The sequence below is a fragment of the Rhizobium sp. Root1203 genome, from assembly GCF_001424945.1.
In the GTDB taxonomy this organism is placed as follows: Bacteria; Pseudomonadota; Alphaproteobacteria; order Rhizobiales; family Rhizobiaceae; genus Rhizobium.
On record NZ_LMCW01000012.1, the window covers coordinates 1025908 to 1042984 of the forward strand.

Here is a 17077-nt window from a genome sequence, read left to right on the forward strand (position 1 = left end):
CCACGGCGCAGACGCGCCGCGGCTGGGTTCCTGTCACAAGGACAGGAATGAAGATGAGCCTGGGAAGACCTCATTTGTCTGATCGGACATTGTCGTGTCACCCCAGCCGCTCGCGCAGGAGCGCAATAGAGTTCGCATCGGCATTTGCGAACGCCAGGCGAAGATAGCGGTCCTGCCCTTCGCCGAAATAGCGTCCGGGAAGGCAGACGACGCCGGCCTCTTTCGCGAGCCTCTCTGCCACCGCCGAAGAGCTCAGCTTTTCGAATGGATGCCGGATGAAGGCAAAATAAGCACCGATGGCGCCGATCTCCCAGCCGGGCAATTCCTCGATGACCGATACCAACGCATCCGCGCGCCGCGCGATTTCCAGGCGGTTGCCCGCGCGCCAGTCCGCTAGAATGGGCATCGCTTCCGCAACGGCAACCTGTGCCGCCCGCGGCGCGCAGATCTGCATATTGTCCATGACCTTTGCAATCTCGGCGACCACGTTCACGCCGGCGGTAATCGCACCAAGCCGATGGCCGGGGATACAGAACGACTTCGAGAAGCTGTAGAGCAGGATGAGCGTGTCTTCCCAGCCTGGGATCGACAGCAGCGGATGCGGCGCGCCGTAACCGTCCGGCAGGAAGTCGCGATAGGTCTCGTCGACGATCAGCCACGCGCCATATTTGCGGCAAAGGACGAACAGTTCTTGAAGTAGGGCCGGTGGATAGACCGCACCGGTCGGATTGTTCGGCGTCACGACAGCGAGCGCCTTTGCCCCATCTGCCAGAGCAATCTCGGCGGAACGAACGTCCGGCAGGAAGCCGTTTTCGGCGTCGCACTCGACCAACGCACGCTTGATGCCAAGCATCGACAGCGTTGTTTCCTGGTTGAAATAGAATGGATTGGTCAGCGCTACGGTGTCGCCCGAACCGGCAAGCGCAATCGCTGCACACATGAAAGCCTGATTGCAGCCGGCCGTGATTTGGACGTTTGCAGCCAACACCGGCGCCCCAAAGACCGCCGACATGTGTTCTGCATAAACCTCGCGCAACACGTCTTCACCCTCGATCGGACCGTAGCCGGTCGTCTTTGGAGATGCAGCCGCTTCTCCAAGCAGCCGCAGCATTTCCGGATGCGGGGGGTAGCCGGGCACGGCCTGAGAAAGGTCGACCAGCGGTCCCTTGGTTCCACGGTATTCGCGAGCCCACGCGAGAACGGAAGGGATCGGTGGAGGCGACAGTCGGGAAACGAGCTGATTGGCGTGCGCGGTGGGCATGGACGAACTTCCGAAGTGGCTGAAGCAAGTGTAAAACAGCACTCCTGCACAAATTAGGCCGCCTCGGCAACACGCATTCGATCGCCGTCCTCGCGCATCCGTCAGGATCCGCAGCACGCCTTGAGCTTCGAAAGCCGCGGCACCTCGATATGCCTGTTGGCGACAACAGAGATAATCCCGTCGGACTTGAGCCTGGACAGCTGGCGCGACACCGTCTCGATCGTCAGTCCCAGAAAGTCGGCAATATCGGCGCGCGACAAAGGCAGGTCGAAACGGCGGCTGTCGCCTTCCGCCTCGGGATCGAGGTGAGTTGCGATGAGCAGCAGGAAACTCGCCACTTTTTCGGCCGCCGTCTTGCGCCCGAGCGTGACCATCCACTCCCGCGCCTCGTCGAGCTCACGCAACGTCTGCGCCATGAGACGCTCCGCGAGGGCCGGATTGCTTTTCACCATCCGCTCGAGTGCTGCCTTCGGTACGCGACAGAGGTTCACGTCAGACGCCGCTTCGGCCGAGACCGCATTCTCCTCGGCGTTCAGCCGCCCCAGAAAGTCCGGGGCGAATTGAAGGCCGACGATCTGCTGACGGCCATCTTCGAGCGTCTTCGTGAGTTTCACCACACCGCGAATGACTGTGGCGTAGGATTCGGCCGGTGTCTTCTCACCCGACAGTTCGTCGCCGGCATCGTGATTGACGAGACGTGTATGCGCAGACAGCGCCATAAGCTCGTCGGCATTGAGCGCACCGCACATACCCTTGTGTCGAACCTCGCAACTCATGCAACGTACCGGTATATTTGAATTATGTATGTCTCTGCGCATCAAATCAGCTCCTCGCGAAGCATAGACTACCGCCGCCGCCGGAGAACAGCGTTTTCTTGATCGAAATCAAAGTGCATGCGTTCAAGCTTGGCTATTCCTCGTCCGAATGACCCGCAATGAACGCCGACATCGTCGCCCGCTATGTGTGATCCACGTCAAGTAGCCTTCGGCGAATCCCACACGGCTAATCGCAACGCCACATTGCCGCAGCCGCCACTTGCCGATTGTTCTTGCCACGGGCACGGCTATAGTAATTTCACAAATTTCTGAAATTACAGACACAACGGAAAAAACGATGAACCTCCCGCCGCTTGTTCAATCCTTTGTCCTGCACTTCGGCGAAATGGGCTCGCGGTGGGGTATCAACCGCACCGTCGGACAGATCTATGCCCTGCTCTATGTCTCGCCGTCCCCGCTTTGTGCCGAAGAGATCGCCGACTCGCTGGGCATCTCGCGTTCCAACGTGTCGATGAGCCTGCGCGAACTGCAGACATGGAACCTCGTATTGCTGAAGCATCGACCGGACGACCGTCGCGATTTCTTCACCACGCCCGACGATGTCTGGCTGATCCTGAGGACACTGGCGGAGGAACGCAAGAAGCGGGAGGTCGATCCAACCCTTTCCGTCCTTCGCGAAATCCTCATGCAACGGTCGGCAAGCGAGGCCGAACGCCACGCGCAGGAGCGCATGAGCGAGATGCACGCCCTAATTGAGCAGCTAACGCACTGGTATGAGGACGTAAAACAGCTTGAAACCGAACGGCTTGCAACGTTACTCTCGCTTGGAGCGAAAGTGACGAAGCTGCTGGAGGCCAAGGACCGAGTCGTTTCGCTCGGCCGCAGCCGCCGGCCCGATCCTGCGAACAAGAGTTAGCGCCATGACGAGTGCTTACTTCGACGCAAATGGAAAGCAGGCTTCCGGCGAGCCGGGCAGATCTGCGCGTCCACCCTCCGGCTTGAGAAAAGCCGCAGCGGTTCAGGCACTGGCCGCGCTAGTATGGATTCCGCAGGCAGCATGTCTTTCTATCGCCGTGGGACGCCTGGCAAACGGCAGCCCGGTCGGTAGCGTTCTCTGGCTGGCCGCCTCGATTGCTCTCCTCGGCATCGCCAAAAGCTGTCTCAACGCGGCTGGCGGCCGCATGGCGTTTCGGGCGGCTCGCAGCGAACTCACCTTCCGCCGGACCGCCGCCGTCGCGGCGCTGGCGCGGCGCTCGCCGCTCGACGCCACGCGCGCGGCTTCTGGACAGGCGGCCAGTATACTTGGAGAGCAGGCCGAACTGATCGTCCCCTACCTGTCCCGCTTCCAGCCGGGCCGCTTCAAGGCAACCACAGTGCCGCTGGTGATTCTGGCCTGCGTCCTCCCGTTTTCATGGGTTGCCGCATTGGTGCTCCTGATCGCCATGCCTCTCATCCCCGTGTTCATGGCCCTCATCGGATGGAGCGCACAGGCTGCCAGCGAGAAGCAGCTTGCGGCGACCGGCGGCCTGAACGGCTTTCTGCTGGATCGCCTGCGCGGGCTCTCAACCATCCGTTCCCTCGATGCCGTGGATGCCACCGCTCTGAAGCTGAGAGCGGATGCCCAATCGCTCAAGACCCGGACAATGGCGGTCCTGAAGATCGCCTTCCTGTCCTCCGCGGTTCTCGAACTGTTTTCGGCGCTCGGCGTTGCGTTGGTCGCGGTCTATGTCGGCTTTTCGCTGCTTGGCGAGATCCGTTTCGGCGCATGGGCAACCGGCCTCGATCTGACGAGCGGCCTCTTCGTCCTGCTGCTTGCCCCTGCCTTCTTCGAACCGCTGCGCGAACTGTCCGCCGTGTGGCACGACCGAGCAGCCGGCGAAGCCGCCCTCAAGACCCTCGAAGCGCTGAGCAAGGACGGCATGACGCTCGCCGATATCCCGCATCGGCCCGGCGCAGGAGCCGACACCCACGATCTGAGGCTTGAAAACGTCAGCTTCCGATATGGCCCGGATGCCCCGCTTGCCATCGACGCGTTCGATCTTCATGTCCGCGCCGGTGAACATGTCGCGCTTCTCGGCGCCAGCGGTTCCGGAAAATCGACCCTGCTTGCCCTGATGGCCGGGCTCGCCCCCTGCCAAAGCGGCCGCATCACGCTCGGCAGCGAGCCTGCCACCTCAGCCGCGCGGCAGACGATTGCCTGGATCGGACAGAAACCGCATATCTTCGCAGGCACGATCGCGCAGAACGTGGCGCTCGGCCGGCCGGAGGTTTCGCCGCGAAAGACCGCTGAAGCCCTCCACTTCGCCAGACTTGGCGTCGTCGCGTCCGCCTACGGCCACCGGCCGCTCGGGGAAAGCGGAATCGGACTGTCCGGCGGCGAGGCACTGCGCCTCGCCATCGCCCGCGCGGCGGCCAATCCCGATGTCGGTATCATCCTGGCCGATGAGCCCACGGCCCATCTTGATGCAAGGACGGCCAACGAAATCACCGAATGCCTGTTGTCCCTTGCGCACGGCCGGACACTGATCGTGGCGACCCACGACCCGCGCCTCGCCGCGCGCATGGGCCGGACGGTCGACCTGATGCCGGAAACGGCGCGGGAGGCTGCGGAATGAACGCATCGCTTTCCCATCTGAAGCCGGTCATCAGGCTGTTTTTCACCAGCAAGCGACGCGGTCTTCTGATCGGCGCGGCGCTCTCGGCGACAACGGTTGCCGCGGGGATAGCGCTGCTCGGACTCTCGGGCTGGTTCATCACGGCGACCGCGACTGCCGGAATATCCGCGGCAACGGTCGCGACCTTCGATGTCTTTGCGCCCTCGGCCGGCATCCGTCTCCTCGCTCTCGGGCGTACTGCAGCGCGCTACGGCGAGCGACTGACCACCCACGACGCGACGCTCGGGGTGCTCGCAATTTTGCGCGAACGGCTTTTCCGCGGCTGGGCTCAGGCTGGCGCGGCAACGGACCTGATGCGCCGTCCGGCACGCCTGCTCTTCCGTCTCACCGGGGACGTCGATGCGTTGGACTCGCTCTATCTCAGGATCCTCGTGCCGGCAGGTGTCGCCGTGGCTGCGGCAATCGGGACCAGCATCGCGCTGGGCCTCATGCATCCCCTGTTCGGTCTGCTGGCCGGTCTTTGGCTGCTGGCCGCCGGCCTCGGCATTCCATTGATGGCCGGCCGCCGAGCCGCCAGGCATGCCCGCCGCCGAACCCATGGCATCGAGGCATTGCGCGCGCGGACGATCGACCTCGTAGCCGGCCAGACCGATCTGCTGATGGCCGGACGACTGCACGCACAGCGTGACGCCATCGCCGCAGCCGATCGATACGCCGCCGATGCCGACGATCGCCTCAACCGCATCGAATCCGGCGTCACCATCGGTTTTGGCCTCGCCTCGACGGCGCTGCTGACGGGGGCTCTGCTTGCCGTGGCAGCGCTTTGCGCATCCGGCACGATTACACCGCCGGTCGCAGCGCTTGGCATCCTGATTGCGTTTGCCGCCGTCGAGCCCTTCGGTGCGCTGCGCCGTGGCGCCATGGAGCTGGGCCGGACGCTCCTGGCGGCAAGCCGCATCGCGCCACGCCTGTCCGTCGCCGAGGCGACCTATCGAAACGCTCGGCCAAATCCGGGTTTTGCAGCGCAGTTTGCTGGCGTCTGCGCGCGATACGAAGCGTCGGACAGACTGGCTGCCGAAGACATCACACTGGATCTGGCAACGGGCGAACGGCTCGCGCTGATCGGTGACAGCGGCGCCGGAAAATCGACGCTGCTTGCCCTTCTTGCTGCCGAAATGATGCCGGTAGAGGGCCGCGTTTCGACCCTGCCGGCAACGCTGCTGACCCAGCGCACCGAACTCTTCCAGGATACGCTTCGGGGCAATCTCCAGCTGGCAAAGCCTGATGCCACCCATGACGAGCTTCGCATCGCGCTGGGTGCAGCCGGTCTCGCCTGCGATGTCGCGACCCTGCCGCTTGGCCTCGACACACTGCTTGGCGAAGGCGGCATGGGCCTGTCCGGCGGCCAGGCGCGCCGGCTCGCACTTGCCCGATTGTTCCTGCGCGACACACCGCTGTGGTTGCTGGACGAGCCGACAGAAGGTCTCGATCGCGCCGTCGCGCGCGATGTGATGGCCCGACTTGCAGAGAAGGCAGAGGGCCGCTCGCTTGTGATCGCCACTCATATCCGCCGGGAGGCCGCAATCGCCGACGTGATCGCCGTCCTCGCAGGCGGCCGCATCGAGGAAGTTTCACGCCGTGGAGAGGCGGCGTTCGAAAAGGCTCTGAACCGGTTGAGACCGGACTGAGCGCAACCGCATAGCCGCCAGGCAATCCGGCATGGCGGAAAACTCTTCGTACCCCGTGGGGCCGTGGGAGAAAGACAATGGAACTAGACATCGTCGCGCTATCGCGCTTCCAATTCGCGCTGACTGCGCTTTATCACTTTTTGTTCGTGCCGCTGACGCTCGGCCTGTCCGTGCTGCTTGCCATCATGGAAACGGTCTACGTCATGACAGGTCGCCAGATCTGGCGGCAAATGACGAAATTCTGGGGCATACTGTTCGGCATCAACTTTGCAATCGGGGTCGCCACGGGCATCGTCATGGAGTTCCAGTTCGGCATGAACTGGAGCTACTACAGCTATTATGTCGGCGACATCTTCGGGGCTCCGCTCGCAATCGAAGGGCTGATGGCCTTCTTCCTCGAGGCGACGTTCGTCGGACTGTTCTTTTTCGGCTGGGACAAGCTGTCGAAGGTCGGCCATCTCGTCGCGACCTGGTGCGTGGCGCTCGGCTCCAACTTCTCCGCACTCTGGATCCTGGTCGCCAACGGCTGGATGCAGAACCCAGTCGGCTCGGCGCTCAATCCGCAGACGATGCGCATGGAGATCACCAGCTTCTTCGACGTGGTCTTCAACCCTGTCGCCCAGGCGAAGTTCGTGCACACCGTTTCGGCGGGCTATGTCTGTGCCTCGATCTTCGTTCTCGGCGTCTCGGCGTGGTACCTGTTGAAGGGACGGCATATCGAAATTGCCAAGCGGTCGATGACCGTTGCCGCATCCTTTGGCCTCGCCTCCGCACTCTCGGTCGTCGTGCTCGGGGATGAAAGCGGCTACCTCGCAACAGAAAACCAGAAGATGAAGCTCGCCGCGATCGAGGCGATGTGGAAGACGGAACCGGCGCCGGCGGCGTTCACAGCCTTCGGCTTCCCGGATCAACAAGCACGCGAAACGCATTTCGCAGTCCACATTCCGTGGGTCATGGGCTTGATTGGTACCCGTTCGTTAACGACCGAAATTCCGGGCATCGACAAGCTTGAACAACAGGCCGAGGGGCGAATCCGCGACGGCATCAAAGCCTACGATGCGCTGATGCAGATCCGATCCGCACCTGTTCAGGATCAGGTGACCCAGCAAGTCCGCAGCTCCTTCGAGGAACTCGGCCATGAGCTTGGCTACGGACTCCTTCTGAAGCGCTACGTCGACGACCCTCGCCAGGCGACGGACGAACAGATCGCCCAGGCGGCACGTGACACGATCCCGCATGTGCCGACGCTCTTCTGGTCGTTCCGCATCATGGTCGGCCTCGGCATGTTCTTCATCCTGCTGACGGCGACATTCTTCTGGCTTTCCGCACGGCGGCATCTCGACAAGTATCCGCTGCTCCTGAAAATCGCCGTTCTCGCGATCCCGCTTCCATGGATTGCCATCGAGGCCGGCTGGATCGTTGCCGAGATCGGCCGCCAGCCCTGGGTCATCGAAGGGGTGCTGCCGACTGCATTGGCGGTCTCCAGCCTCGGCGCCAGCACGGTTCTGCTGACCATCATAGGCTTTGCCACCCTCTATACGGTGCTGATCGTGATCGAGATGACCCTGATGATCCGGGCCATCAAGAAGGGACCGGCACCGGACGACGAGCCGGAAGCCGAGCTCATTTCTGAAACCCTCGTTGCCGCTGCGGAGTGATCGCCATGATCCTGCACGAACTCATAGACTACGAAACCCTGCGCGTGATCTGGTGGCTCCTCATTGGCGTGCTGCTGATCGCCTTTGCGGCCACCGACGGATTCGACCTCGGCGTCGGCACGCTGCTTCCCTTCGTCGCCAGGACGGACACGGAGAGGCGCGTCGCCATCAACACCATCGGCCCCGTGTGGGAAGGGAACCAGGTGTGGCTCATCCTCGGCGGCGGCGCTATCTTCGCCGCCTGGCCGCCGCTCTATGCCGTCTCGTTCTCCGGCTTCTACCTCGCGATGTTCGCGATCCTCTTCGCGCTCATCCTGCGCCCCGTCGGCTTCAAGTACCGCTCGAAGCGCGAGAGCCCCCGGTGGCGCAGCAACTGGGACTGGGCGCTGTTCATCGGCGGCTTCGTGCCGTCGCTGATCTTCGGCGTCGCCGTCGGCAACGTTCTGCAGGGTGTGCCCTTCCGCTTCGATCCTGCCGACATGCGGATCTTTTACGAGGGGACATTCTTCGGCCTGCTCAATCCCTATGCCCTGCTCTGCGGCCTGCTGTCCGTCGCCATGCTCGTCATGCATGGCGCCTCGTGGCTGGTCCTCAAGGCGAGCGGCCCCGTTGCCGAGCGGGCAAGGAGCTACGGCAGCATCGCAGCGGTTGCCGTGATCGCGCTGTTCGCTCTCGGCGGCATTTTCCTGGCGCTTGGTGTCCACGGCTTTAGCATCACCAGCGAGGTCACCCCGGCCGGCCCCTCCAATCCGCTGTTGAAAACGGCATCGCACGACGGCTCGTGGCTGGCGAACTATGCAACCCATCCCTGGATGATGATCGCGCCGATCCTCGGCTTCCTTGGTGCCGCAGCGGCCCTCATATGCATGCGGGCAAAGCTTGAGGTGACGACGCTGCTGTTCAGCAAGCTGTCGATCTTCGGGATCATCTCGACCGTGGGTCTGTCGATGTTCCCGTTCATCCTCCCCTCCTCCCTCGATCCCAACTCGAGCCTGACGGTGTGGGATGCCTCTTCGAGCCACCTCACCCTGTTCATCATGCTGGTGGTATCGGCGATCTTCCTGCCGATCATCTTTGCCTACACCGCCTGGGTCTACAAGGTGCTCTGGGGCAAGGTCGACGAGCAGACAGTCAACGACAAGAGCGGCCACGCTTACTGAAGGAGAAAGACGATGTGGTATTTCGCATGGATCCTCGGCCTGCCTCTGGCCGCCGCCTTCGCCGTCCTCAACGCCATGTGGTACGAGCTGATGGACGATGAGGCCAAGAAGAAGAAGCTCTAGTCGCTGCTTCTCATTTGTTAAACGGTTGGGATGCGCTCGGTCGAGAGCGCATCCTTTTTTATGGCTGACCGTTTCCGTCCCTTTGAACGCAGCTCGGACGCGGAATTTTGGCTGTAGTATTCCCATAGTACCCGCGCATGCCTCGACCTTGCTAAGCTCTCGACGTTGTTCTGGGAGGAAAACATATGCCAGCTTCGAAAATTCTCATGATTACAGGTGATTTCACGGAAGACTACGAGACGATGGTGCCGTTCCAGACGTTGCTTGCCTGCGGTTATACCGTGCATGCCGTCTGCCCCGGCAAGAATGCTGGCGAAACCATCGCGACCGCCATCCACGATTTCGAAGGCGACCAGACCTACTCGGAAAAGCGAGGCCATAACTTCGCGTTGAACGCCACTTTTTCGAGCATCCGCGCCGAAGACTACGATGCGCTGGTCATTCCAGGCGGTCGCGCACCCGAATACCTCCGCCTCAATCCCGAGGTCATCAAGGCCGTGCGTCATTTCTTCGAGACGGGAAAACCGGTCGCCGCGATCTGCCATGGCGCGCAGTTGCTCGCTGCGGCCGGCGTCCTCAAGGGGCGTACCTGCTCGGCCTATCCGGCATGCCGGCCCGAAGTCGAGCTTGCCGGCGGCATCTATGCAGACATCGCCATCAGCGACGCGGTCTCCGACGGCAATCTCGTCACGGCTCCTGCCTGGCCCGCCCATCCCTCGTGGCTGCGGCAGTTCATGACTGTGCTTGACACAGCGTCCCTGCTAGAAACGAACGCCGCCTGAGGAGGCGGACAACGGGAGGGAAGAGATGTGCGAGCTGTTCATCAAGGCGGATGCAAAGCTCTGGGAGAGCACGACGCGTTCGCTGCGCGTCGACGGCATGGTCACGAGCGTTCGCCTTGAGAACTTCTTCTGGTCGACGCTTGAGGAAGTCGCTCGCCGCGACCGCATGAACGTGACGCAACTGATCACCCGGTTGCACCACGAATCGATCGACGCGGGCCACGATCTCGGAAACTTCACCTCGTTTCTGAGAGTGTGCTGCGCCCGCTATCTCGCACTCCAACTCTCCGGCGATATCCCGTCCGACGTCACCCAGCCGATCGCCGGCCTGAACGCTCCGGCGATCCTCGTGCGAGAACGGCAAAAGTATCATTGAGCCGGCACGGCCTGGTAGCTGGCCTCGATGAAAATCCTGGCCAGCGCCTCGATACCAGCCTGGTCGTCGGCATCGAAACGCGAGACGATCGGGCTGTCGAGGTCGATCACTCCCAGAATCTTGCCGTCATGGCGGAGTGGCACCACCAGCTCGGAACGGGAGGCGGCATCACAGGCGATATGCCCCGGAAAGGCGTGGACGTCCTCGACAACGATGGATGCTCCCGTCTCGACTGCGGTCCCGCAGACGCCGCGGCCGACCGCGATTCGGACGCAGGCGGTTCTCCCCTGGAACGGCCCCAGGACGAGCTCGTCCTTCGATTTCAGAAAGTAGAAGCCCGCCCAGTTCAGGTCGGGCATCATCTCGAACATCAATGCCGAGGTGTTGGCAGCATTGGCGATCACGTCGCTTTCGCCGTGCAGAAGGCCCTTCAGTTGCTGGCTCAGTTCCCGGTAGAACTCGACCTTGTCGGCCTGATCAATCTTCGCCGTTTGAAACATGTCCGTCGCTGCTCGTTTTCGTTTTGAAGTGGCTCTCATATAGTGAGTGCGGCATGTCTTGCCAATCGGACGAGCATGCCGAAATCATCTGTGATTGCAGGTCTCGCGATCTTGCCGGACTGCGATCGAACCATATTTACCCTAGCGGCAACTTTTCGATCATGGGCCTGCAAAATCGTCGGCGAACAATCGCCGCAGGTTTGCAGGCAGCGGGCGGCAAGCGAAGCCACGTCCGCTCGGCAACGCCGGACATGTTTATCGATTGACGCCTCAAGGCGCCCGAACTCGTCTCAACGATGACCGACCACCGGCCGCTGCTTCCTGTGAGAGGCTAGAATAGAAACATTGATTTCAGACCGAGGTAAGTACAATGACACCGGAAGATAGACAGGCGGTTTTCAGCCACCGTCAGATTGCAGCCATCATCAAGGGCATCACGCTGGAGGACGGCACAGACGCGCCGATAACGGGAAAATCGCTCGGCGAGGCGATCCTTTTCGTCTCCGAGGAAGCCGCGACCAATGCGGCGAGCGCCCATATCGTCTACGGCGCGAACGAGTCGCTGAGCTATACGGACTGCCTCAGCATATACCGCGACTACGGAGCAGCGCTCCGCCGCGGATCGAACTGACAGGCTTCGGCGAGGATCGTCATGGCGAAGCGAAGTGCCGGTCTGCTGATCTACCGGCGCCACGAAAGCGACTACGAAGTGTTGCTTGTGCACCCGGGTGGGCCTTACTGGGTGAAGAAGGACGACGGCAGCTGGTCGATCCCCAAGGGGCTCGTCAACGAGCACGAGAACGAGCTGACGGCAGCCATACGCGAGACCAAGGAAGAGATTGGCGCTGACATCGATGGGTCGTTCGTCGCTCTCGGCTCGTACAGGCAACCGGGGGGAAAGACCGTTGTCGCCTGGACAGTCGAGGCCAACGTCGACGCGGCCGCGATCACCAGCAACAGCTTCAGCATCGAATGGCCACCCCATTCGGGCGCGATGCAGGCGTTTCCGGAGGTCGATCGCGCGGGATGGTTCTCGCTGGTCGACGCGGAGACGAAAATTCTGGCCGGTCAGCGTCCCATGCTGGCGGACTTCGCAAAGCACATCGCACGGGCCGAACCGGAACCGACGTGACCTCGATCAACTCTGTCTGTCCGACGAACGCGATTGTGCATGGCAGCTATTCGCTTTCCGCGCTCGCTTTGCCGCGCTCGCTGGGCCATTTTGCCGAAGCTATCCTCCAAATGATTCTGGCCTCATGACAGCTATTAATTCGCCGGTACGCGGTGTTATCATCGCGTTTGCCGCCTACGCCGTGTTTGCGTTCAGCGATGCGTCGATCAAGATCTTGCACGGCAGCATCCCTGCCTACCAGATTGCCTTCATCGGCGCCCTGTTCGGCACCGTGGCGCTTCCCTTCATCAAGGCCAGGGATGATTCCTGGTTTGACGTTGTTCGTTCGTCGAACCGCTGGCTCTGGCTGCTCCGCTTCGTTTGCGGCGCGGTCGGAGCGATCGCCTCGATCATCACCTTCACCCTGCTGCCGATGGCGGAAGCCTTCTGTCTGCTGTTTCTCCTGCCGTCCTTCGTGACGATCCTATCGGTCATATTCCTGAAGGAAGACGTCCGGTGGCAGCGATGGGCCGCCGTTATCGTCGGCTTCGCAGGCGTCCTTGTCGTCCTGCGCCCGGGCTTTCGGGAATTGTCGGTCGGTCATCTCGCCGCAGCCATCGGCGGCCTCACGGCCGCAATTTCAATCGTCGTCCTCAGAAAAATGGGACCCGCGGAAAAGCGCTTGTCACTCTATGGAGCAGCACTGCTCGGCACATTGATCGTCAGCGGTATTCTGATGCTTTCGCAGGTTGTGGTTCCGACACCGCGCCAATGGCTTTTCCTTGCCAGCTACGGGCTGCTCGGCGCCGCCGGAAACGTCCTGCTGATGACAGCCGCGCGCCTGGCACCGGCAAATCTCGTTGCGCCGCCGCAATACAGCCAGATGCTGTGGGCGATCGCCTTCGGCTACCTGATCTTCGACGACACGATCGATCTGCCCATGGCAGGCGGCATCGTCCTGATCATCTGCTCGGGCCTGTTGACGCTGGCGCGCGAACGCAAGCGCGGAACGCCGCTGCCAAGAGCCGTCGTATCCGCCGACAACCAGGCGCCGCTTGCGACGTCGGTCGAGCCCGATGGCGACGCGATCAAATCGGCGTAGAGCCCACGTTCCGCTCCGACCCCGGTCTCTCCATTCAAAACGAAACACCCTGCCTGCAGACACGCAGGCAGGGTGTTTCTCATTCAGCCGTTATATCGGCAATTATCGACGCAGGATCGGGCAACCGCGAACGTTGCCGAAGCTGATCTCGTCGGCGCCGCGACGCGACCAGCCCTGAACGATCACGCGACGTGGCGTAACGTCCACCACGCGGGCGCGGCGGAAGCCGTAGTCCCGAGCAATATCTTCGGCGAGACGCGGATCGCAGCCGCGCGGGCGACCGTAGCCCGGGCCGGGCGGTGGCGGGCGACCGTAGCCAGGCGGTGGCGGCCGGCCGTAACCGGGAGGCGGTGGCGGGCGGCCGTCGCCGATGTAGATATCCACCTGGGCGGATGCCGGTGCCACGGCCCCGGCAAACGTGCCGGCGGCGAGCACCAAGGCAAAACCCGCCTTGGTCAGAAATTGCATCATCGAAATCTCCATATGCGCGCGACGAGGGAGTCGCTGTACTTGGATTCACTATCACCGGTCGGAGAGCCCTTCCGGAGTTGCACTGTCACATGCGATTCGCACAAGGCAGGCGGAAAATGGCGTGGCTATGGCGAACCATTCATACACCCGGCACACGATCAGCGACGGATCAGCGGGCATCCACGGACGTTGGCGAACGTCATCTGTTCCCAGCCGCGATATCCGCGACCTGAAACGATCACGCGGCGCGGTGTGATGCTGGTCAGCCGTGCGTTGCGCAAGCCGGCCCAGCGCGCCTTCTGTACGGCCTGCACCGGCGAGCAGCCGCTGGTCGGCCGATACTGGACCGCCGTCGCGGCTGCGCCATGCGGCGTTGCAGCCGCAGCGATCGGCGCGGCGGTAGTAATCGAAGCCAGCGCAACAAGAGCGGCAAGTGAAGCCTTGGCGAGGAAATGATACATGGCAAACTCTCGATTCTCGTTTCAACAATCGCCCTTTCGGGGATTGGCGAGACGATAACCGACTGAAAATGAACGATGTTCGAACCGGCTATTCAGTTTCTGTTCAGGCCCCGAGATGCAGCAAAACCTCGCGCCGGTGTGGCCGGTCTCGATGTTCGAAGAGATATATTCCCTGCCATCTGCCGAGCACAAGGCGCCCGTTGCTGACGGGGATACCGATCGAAACCTGCGTCAGTGCCGCCTTGATGTGGGCCGGCATGTCATCCGGTCCCTCCGTGGTATGCACGATCCACCGCATCGAAGGATCTGACGACGGTGGCACGAGGCGGCGAAAGAAGGCGTCGAGATCGGTGCAAACATCGGGATCGGCATTTTCCTGGATGAGCAGTGAACAGGAGGTATGCCGGACAAAGACGGTCAGAAGCCCTTCGCCGGCGCCCGACTCCCGAACGAAGGCCGACACCTCCTCGGTGAATTCATAGAGGCCCTGCCCGCGCGTCGACAGGCTGATGATCTTTTGCGGCATGACTGTTCTCCGGAAGCGTTATCTCCGGCAGACGTGCCGCCCGCGGCCCTTGATGTCAATCTCGTTCGGGGGCTTCGCTCAGAGCCGCAAAAACGGCTTGAACCCTCCGAAGATCATCCGCTTGCCGTCGAAAATCGTCTTCCAATCGTCACCCTGCAGGCGTGGGTCCGACATCACTTTCGACATGATGTCGTCGCGCTGTTCGCGCGAGTCGTAGACGATCCAGGAGAAGACGACGACTTCATCGTCCGTCGCCTGGACTGCGCGGGGAAATGATGTCACCTCTCCATAAGGCACGTCGTCGGCGACGCATTCGACATATTCCTTGGCGCCGTGAGCTTTCCATACTGCGCCCGTCGTTGCCGAAAACAGCTTGTAGGCTTCGATGTTCTGCTTCGGCACCGCGACGACGAATCCATCGACATAGGACATGATCTTCTCTCCCTTGGCTTGTTGCACCGGTACGAGGACGAACGGGATTGCTCCGATCCGACACCTCAATAAGAATAGGCGCATTGCGGGAGCGACAAGATCGCGGGCGGCTCGTCGAAATAAATCGACGCCTATGTCGCCATATCTCCTCTTTTCGCGTCCGCTGCACATATAGCCGTCAGGAGGAAAAAGCCGATGCAGAAGATCACCCCGTGTCTTTGGTTCGACAATCAGCTCGATGAAGCGATCACCTTCTACTCCGGAATATTCAAGAACGCCGGTGCGGCGCAGGTCAAACGCGGGCCGGATGGAAAGGCCTTCGCCGCCACCTTTGAACTGGAGGGACAGCAGTTCATGGGCCTGAACGGCGGCCCTCAATTCAAGTTCACTGAAGCGATCTCGTTCTTCGTGCATTGCAAGGACCAGCCGGAGGTCGATTACTACTGGGAGCGGCTGCTCGACGGCGGCAAACCGCAGCAATGCGGCTGGCTCAAGGACCGGTTCGGAGTTGCCTGGCAGATCATCCCGGATGCGCTGATGCGCTATCTCAACGATGTCGACGCGGGGAAAGCGATCCGCGTACAGGCTGCCATGATGCAGATGGTCAAGATTGACGTTGCAGCCCTTGACGAGGCCTATGCTGGCTGATGTCGGCGATCGGTAGTGACCCGGCAGCGGGCAGCGTCTGCGCTTCGCTTGCCTGGGTCGTCGGCCGAAAATTCCGGAACTGCTCGACAAGAAAGTCGACCAGTGCCCGCACCGCGGTCGGCAAGCCCCGCGATGCCGTAAACACGAGATAGATCGTGGCCTGGGACATCTGATAGTCGGGAAGCAGATGCACGAGGCTCCCCTCCCGGATGCCCTCGGCGCAAACGTGATCGGGAAGCAGACCAACGCCGACCCCGGCATGTACCGCCTCCAGAATGGCCGGAACGCTGCGGCAGCTCATGCGAGGTCTGTGCTCGTGCCTATAGGGCGTTCCATCGGGTCCCTTGAACTCCCAGACATCCGTGTCCTTCCACTCGGCCATGGCACCGGTGAAGGACACCGTCGGCACGTCGGCAAGGCATTCGATGCCGCAGCGACGCGGCAGCGTCTTAGCAAGTTCCTTGTTGGCGACCAGGATCAGGTCCACTTTGCTCAGAACCCGCATCGTCAGCTCGGAATCGGTCTCCTCCGCCAACTGCGCACGCACGGCAAGGTCCAGCCGGTCGTTGATGATGTCGACGCGCTGATCGGTTGCCAGAATCTGAAGCTGGACCTTTGGATTTCGGATCAGGAACTCCGGAAGCATGCCCCCCAGCGCCCCTTCGAGGAGTCCGGTCGGGACGCTTATTCTGATCGGACCCTGGGGCTCCCCGTTGGCCTCGCTTACGGCCTTCGCTGCCCGGTCAACTTCGCGCAGCATGTTTTCACAGTATACGTACAAGGACTGGCCGATCTCCGTCACCCGAAAGCGATGGACTGTCCGCTCGATCAGCCGCACCCCCAGCCGCTCCTCGAGCGTCGAGATATGACGGCTGAGCTTCGATTTCGGCAACCCAAGCATGCGCCCGGCAGCAGAGAAGCCGCCGTAGCGAACCACCGCCGCGAAGTATGCGAAATCGTTCATATCGGGAAACGTAACGTCTGCGGCGGGCACCGAACACCTCGTCTTTGCAAATGCGTATTCAAGCTCTCCCGGCACCTCGCTTACGCCTCTTGGTCGGTGATGCCAACGGCAAGAACGAAACTTTCGTTCCGAATTTGGAACATTGCGTTCCAAAAGACGGCCTTCAAATGCCGGTCGCGCGCAATTATCTGCCGGCTGTAACTCCCTCCCGATGTCGTTTCGACGACCTCGCCATAGTGCTCTCGTGAGCCCTCGTAACAGACGTGTTTCGTTATGCGCCGCCCCACCGCGGCGCAGCGGTGGATTCTGCCTAAGTATTTGATAACGTTGCACAAAAGACACAGTAATAGCCAATCGATCCTACAGAATGCGATTTCGATCATGAGGCAATTGATCGATTTACTTAAGGATGAAAGAGAAGGG

At 61.6% G+C, this 17077-nt stretch carries 20 protein-coding genes; 12 read left to right on the top strand and 8 right to left on the bottom strand.

The features are described 5' to 3' along the window. Positions 1–97: 97 nt before the first annotated feature. Entirely contained in the window at positions 98–1261 is a 1164-nt protein-coding gene (locus tag ASC97_RS15705; RefSeq protein WP_057469213.1) for an aminotransferase, read from the bottom strand. Between the two features lie 101 nt (positions 1262–1362). Continuing rightward, positions 1363–2037, bottom strand: a complete 675-nt coding sequence (locus ASC97_RS15710; protein WP_244481471.1) for a Crp/Fnr family transcriptional regulator — start codon at positions 2035–2037, stop codon at positions 1363–1365. A gap of 337 nt (positions 2038–2374) precedes the next feature. On the opposite strand from ASC97_RS15710, the gene ASC97_RS15715 reads away from it, so the two are divergent. From ASC97_RS15715 to ASC97_RS15750, 8 genes are all read left to right on the top strand, one after another. Further along, positions 2375–2953: a GbsR/MarR family transcriptional regulator gene (locus ASC97_RS15715; protein WP_057469215.1), complete on the top strand. Its 579-nt coding sequence runs from the start codon at positions 2375–2377 to the stop codon at positions 2951–2953. A 4-nt stretch (positions 2954–2957) separates the two neighbouring features. Continuing rightward, on the top strand, positions 2958–4652 hold the full coding sequence (cydD, locus tag ASC97_RS15720; protein ID WP_057469216.1) for a thiol reductant ABC exporter subunit CydD: 1695 nt from the start codon (positions 2958–2960) through the stop codon (positions 4650–4652). Next, entirely contained in the window at positions 4649–6340 is a 1692-nt protein-coding gene (locus ASC97_RS15725; RefSeq protein WP_057469217.1) for an amino acid ABC transporter ATP-binding/permease protein, read from the top strand. Before cydD ends, ASC97_RS15725 begins: the two co-directional genes overlap by 4 nt. Before the next feature lie 77 nt (positions 6341–6417). Then, positions 6418–7998, top strand: a complete 1581-nt coding sequence (locus ASC97_RS15730; protein WP_057469218.1) for a cytochrome ubiquinol oxidase subunit I — start codon at positions 6418–6420, stop codon at positions 7996–7998. Positions 7999–8003: 5 nt separating this feature from the next. Beyond that, on the top strand, positions 8004–9158 hold the full coding sequence (gene cydB, locus ASC97_RS15735) for a cytochrome d ubiquinol oxidase subunit II (protein WP_057469219.1): 1155 nt from the start codon (positions 8004–8006) through the stop codon (positions 9156–9158). Positions 9159–9170: 12 nt separating this feature from the next. After that, the gene (cydX, locus tag ASC97_RS15740; RefSeq protein WP_057469220.1) at positions 9171–9281 is read left to right on the top strand and encodes a cytochrome bd-I oxidase subunit CydX; all 111 of its coding nucleotides are present in this window, start codon (positions 9171–9173) and stop codon (positions 9279–9281) included. Positions 9282–9466: 185 nt separating this feature from the next. Beyond that, positions 9467–10063 carry a DJ-1/PfpI family protein gene (locus ASC97_RS15745; protein ID WP_057469221.1) on the top strand — a complete coding sequence of 199 codons (597 nt, stop codon included), beginning with the start codon at positions 9467–9469 and terminating at the stop codon, positions 10061–10063. Between the two features lie 25 nt (positions 10064–10088). After that, positions 10089–10439, top strand: a complete 351-nt coding sequence (locus tag ASC97_RS15750; RefSeq protein WP_057469222.1) for a ribbon-helix-helix domain-containing protein — start codon at positions 10089–10091, stop codon at positions 10437–10439. On the opposite strand, the gene ASC97_RS15755 is transcribed toward ASC97_RS15750, so the two are convergent. After that, positions 10433–10939, bottom strand: a complete 507-nt coding sequence (locus ASC97_RS15755; protein WP_057469223.1) for a GAF domain-containing protein — start codon at positions 10937–10939, stop codon at positions 10433–10435. The two genes, ASC97_RS15750 and ASC97_RS15755, sit on opposite strands and share 7 nt — an antisense overlap. A 370-nt stretch (positions 10940–11309) precedes the next feature. Here ASC97_RS15755 and ASC97_RS15765 point away from each other — a divergent pair, with 370 nt between their 5' ends. From ASC97_RS15765 to ASC97_RS15775, 3 genes are all read left to right on the top strand, one after another. Next, positions 11310–11570, top strand: coding sequence for a hypothetical protein (locus ASC97_RS15765; protein ID WP_037058514.1), 261 nt, complete (start codon positions 11310–11312; stop codon positions 11568–11570). Positions 11571–11591: 21 nt separating this feature from the next. Further along, positions 11592–12071 carry an NUDIX domain-containing protein gene (locus tag ASC97_RS15770; RefSeq protein WP_057469225.1) on the top strand — a complete coding sequence of 160 codons (480 nt, stop codon included), beginning with the start codon at positions 11592–11594 and terminating at the stop codon, positions 12069–12071. A gap of 124 nt (positions 12072–12195) precedes the next feature. Beyond that, positions 12196–13152: a DMT family transporter gene (locus tag ASC97_RS15775; protein ID WP_057469226.1), complete on the top strand. Its 957-nt coding sequence runs from the start codon at positions 12196–12198 to the stop codon at positions 13150–13152. A gap of 102 nt (positions 13153–13254) precedes the next feature. On the opposite strand, the gene ASC97_RS15780 is transcribed toward ASC97_RS15775, so the two are convergent. The 4 genes from ASC97_RS15780 to ASC97_RS15795 form a co-directional block, all read right to left on the bottom strand. Further along, positions 13255–13623 carry a hypothetical protein gene (locus ASC97_RS15780; protein WP_057469227.1) on the bottom strand — a complete coding sequence of 123 codons (369 nt, stop codon included), beginning with the start codon at positions 13621–13623 and terminating at the stop codon, positions 13255–13257. A gap of 158 nt (positions 13624–13781) precedes the next feature. Next, positions 13782–14084: a hypothetical protein gene (locus tag ASC97_RS15785; RefSeq protein WP_057469228.1), complete on the bottom strand. Its 303-nt coding sequence runs from the start codon at positions 14082–14084 to the stop codon at positions 13782–13784. A 103-nt stretch (positions 14085–14187) separates the two neighbouring features. Beyond that, positions 14188–14610: a secondary thiamine-phosphate synthase enzyme YjbQ gene (locus ASC97_RS15790; RefSeq protein ID WP_057469229.1), complete on the bottom strand. Its 423-nt coding sequence runs from the start codon at positions 14608–14610 to the stop codon at positions 14188–14190. A 78-nt stretch (positions 14611–14688) separates the two neighbouring features. Further along, entirely contained in the window at positions 14689–15042 is a 354-nt protein-coding gene (locus tag ASC97_RS15795; protein WP_057469230.1) for a DUF1428 domain-containing protein, read from the bottom strand. Positions 15043–15237: 195 nt separating this feature from the next. On the opposite strand from ASC97_RS15795, the gene ASC97_RS15800 reads away from it, so the two are divergent. After that, entirely contained in the window at positions 15238–15690 is a 453-nt protein-coding gene (locus ASC97_RS15800) for a VOC family protein (protein ID WP_057469231.1), read from the top strand. Here ASC97_RS15800 and ASC97_RS15805 read toward each other — a convergent pair. Then, positions 15647–16684 carry a LysR substrate-binding domain-containing protein gene (locus ASC97_RS15805; protein WP_443216745.1) on the bottom strand — a complete coding sequence of 346 codons (1038 nt, stop codon included), beginning with the start codon at positions 16682–16684 and terminating at the stop codon, positions 15647–15649. The two genes, ASC97_RS15800 and ASC97_RS15805, sit on opposite strands and share 44 nt — an antisense overlap. Between the last annotated feature and the right edge of the window lie 393 nt (positions 16685–17077).

Coding starts and splice junctions, on each gene's coding strand:
- ASC97_RS15705 (WP_057469213.1), bottom strand. CDS start 1,261: ATGCCCACCGCGCACGCCAATCAGCTCGTTTCCCGACTGTCGCCTCCA.
- ASC97_RS15710 (WP_244481471.1), bottom strand. CDS start 2,037: ATGAGTTGCGAGGTTCGACACAAGGGTATGTGCGGTGCGCTCAATGCC.
- ASC97_RS15715 (WP_057469215.1), top strand. CDS start 2,375: ATGAACCTCCCGCCGCTTGTTCAATCCTTTGTCCTGCACTTCGGCGAA.
- cydD (WP_057469216.1), top strand. CDS start 2,958: ATGACGAGTGCTTACTTCGACGCAAATGGAAAGCAGGCTTCCGGCGAG.
- ASC97_RS15725 (WP_057469217.1), top strand. CDS start 4,649: ATGAACGCATCGCTTTCCCATCTGAAGCCGGTCATCAGGCTGTTTTTC.
- ASC97_RS15730 (WP_057469218.1), top strand. CDS start 6,418: ATGGAACTAGACATCGTCGCGCTATCGCGCTTCCAATTCGCGCTGACT.
- cydB (WP_057469219.1), top strand. CDS start 8,004: ATGATCCTGCACGAACTCATAGACTACGAAACCCTGCGCGTGATCTGG.
- cydX (WP_057469220.1), top strand. CDS start 9,171: ATGTGGTATTTCGCATGGATCCTCGGCCTGCCTCTGGCCGCCGCCTTC.
- ASC97_RS15745 (WP_057469221.1), top strand. CDS start 9,467: ATGCCAGCTTCGAAAATTCTCATGATTACAGGTGATTTCACGGAAGAC.
- ASC97_RS15750 (WP_057469222.1), top strand. CDS start 10,089: ATGTGCGAGCTGTTCATCAAGGCGGATGCAAAGCTCTGGGAGAGCACG.
- ASC97_RS15755 (WP_057469223.1), bottom strand. CDS start 10,939: ATGTTTCAAACGGCGAAGATTGATCAGGCCGACAAGGTCGAGTTCTAC.
- ASC97_RS15765 (WP_037058514.1), top strand. CDS start 11,310: ATGACACCGGAAGATAGACAGGCGGTTTTCAGCCACCGTCAGATTGCA.
- ASC97_RS15770 (WP_057469225.1), top strand. CDS start 11,592: ATGGCGAAGCGAAGTGCCGGTCTGCTGATCTACCGGCGCCACGAAAGC.
- ASC97_RS15775 (WP_057469226.1), top strand. CDS start 12,196: ATGACAGCTATTAATTCGCCGGTACGCGGTGTTATCATCGCGTTTGCC.
- ASC97_RS15780 (WP_057469227.1), bottom strand. CDS start 13,623: ATGATGCAATTTCTGACCAAGGCGGGTTTTGCCTTGGTGCTCGCCGCC.
- ASC97_RS15785 (WP_057469228.1), bottom strand. CDS start 14,084: ATGTATCATTTCCTCGCCAAGGCTTCACTTGCCGCTCTTGTTGCGCTG.
- ASC97_RS15790 (WP_057469229.1), bottom strand. CDS start 14,610: ATGCCGCAAAAGATCATCAGCCTGTCGACGCGCGGGCAGGGCCTCTAT.
- ASC97_RS15795 (WP_057469230.1), bottom strand. CDS start 15,042: ATGTCCTATGTCGATGGATTCGTCGTCGCGGTGCCGAAGCAGAACATC.
- ASC97_RS15800 (WP_057469231.1), top strand. CDS start 15,238: ATGCAGAAGATCACCCCGTGTCTTTGGTTCGACAATCAGCTCGATGAA.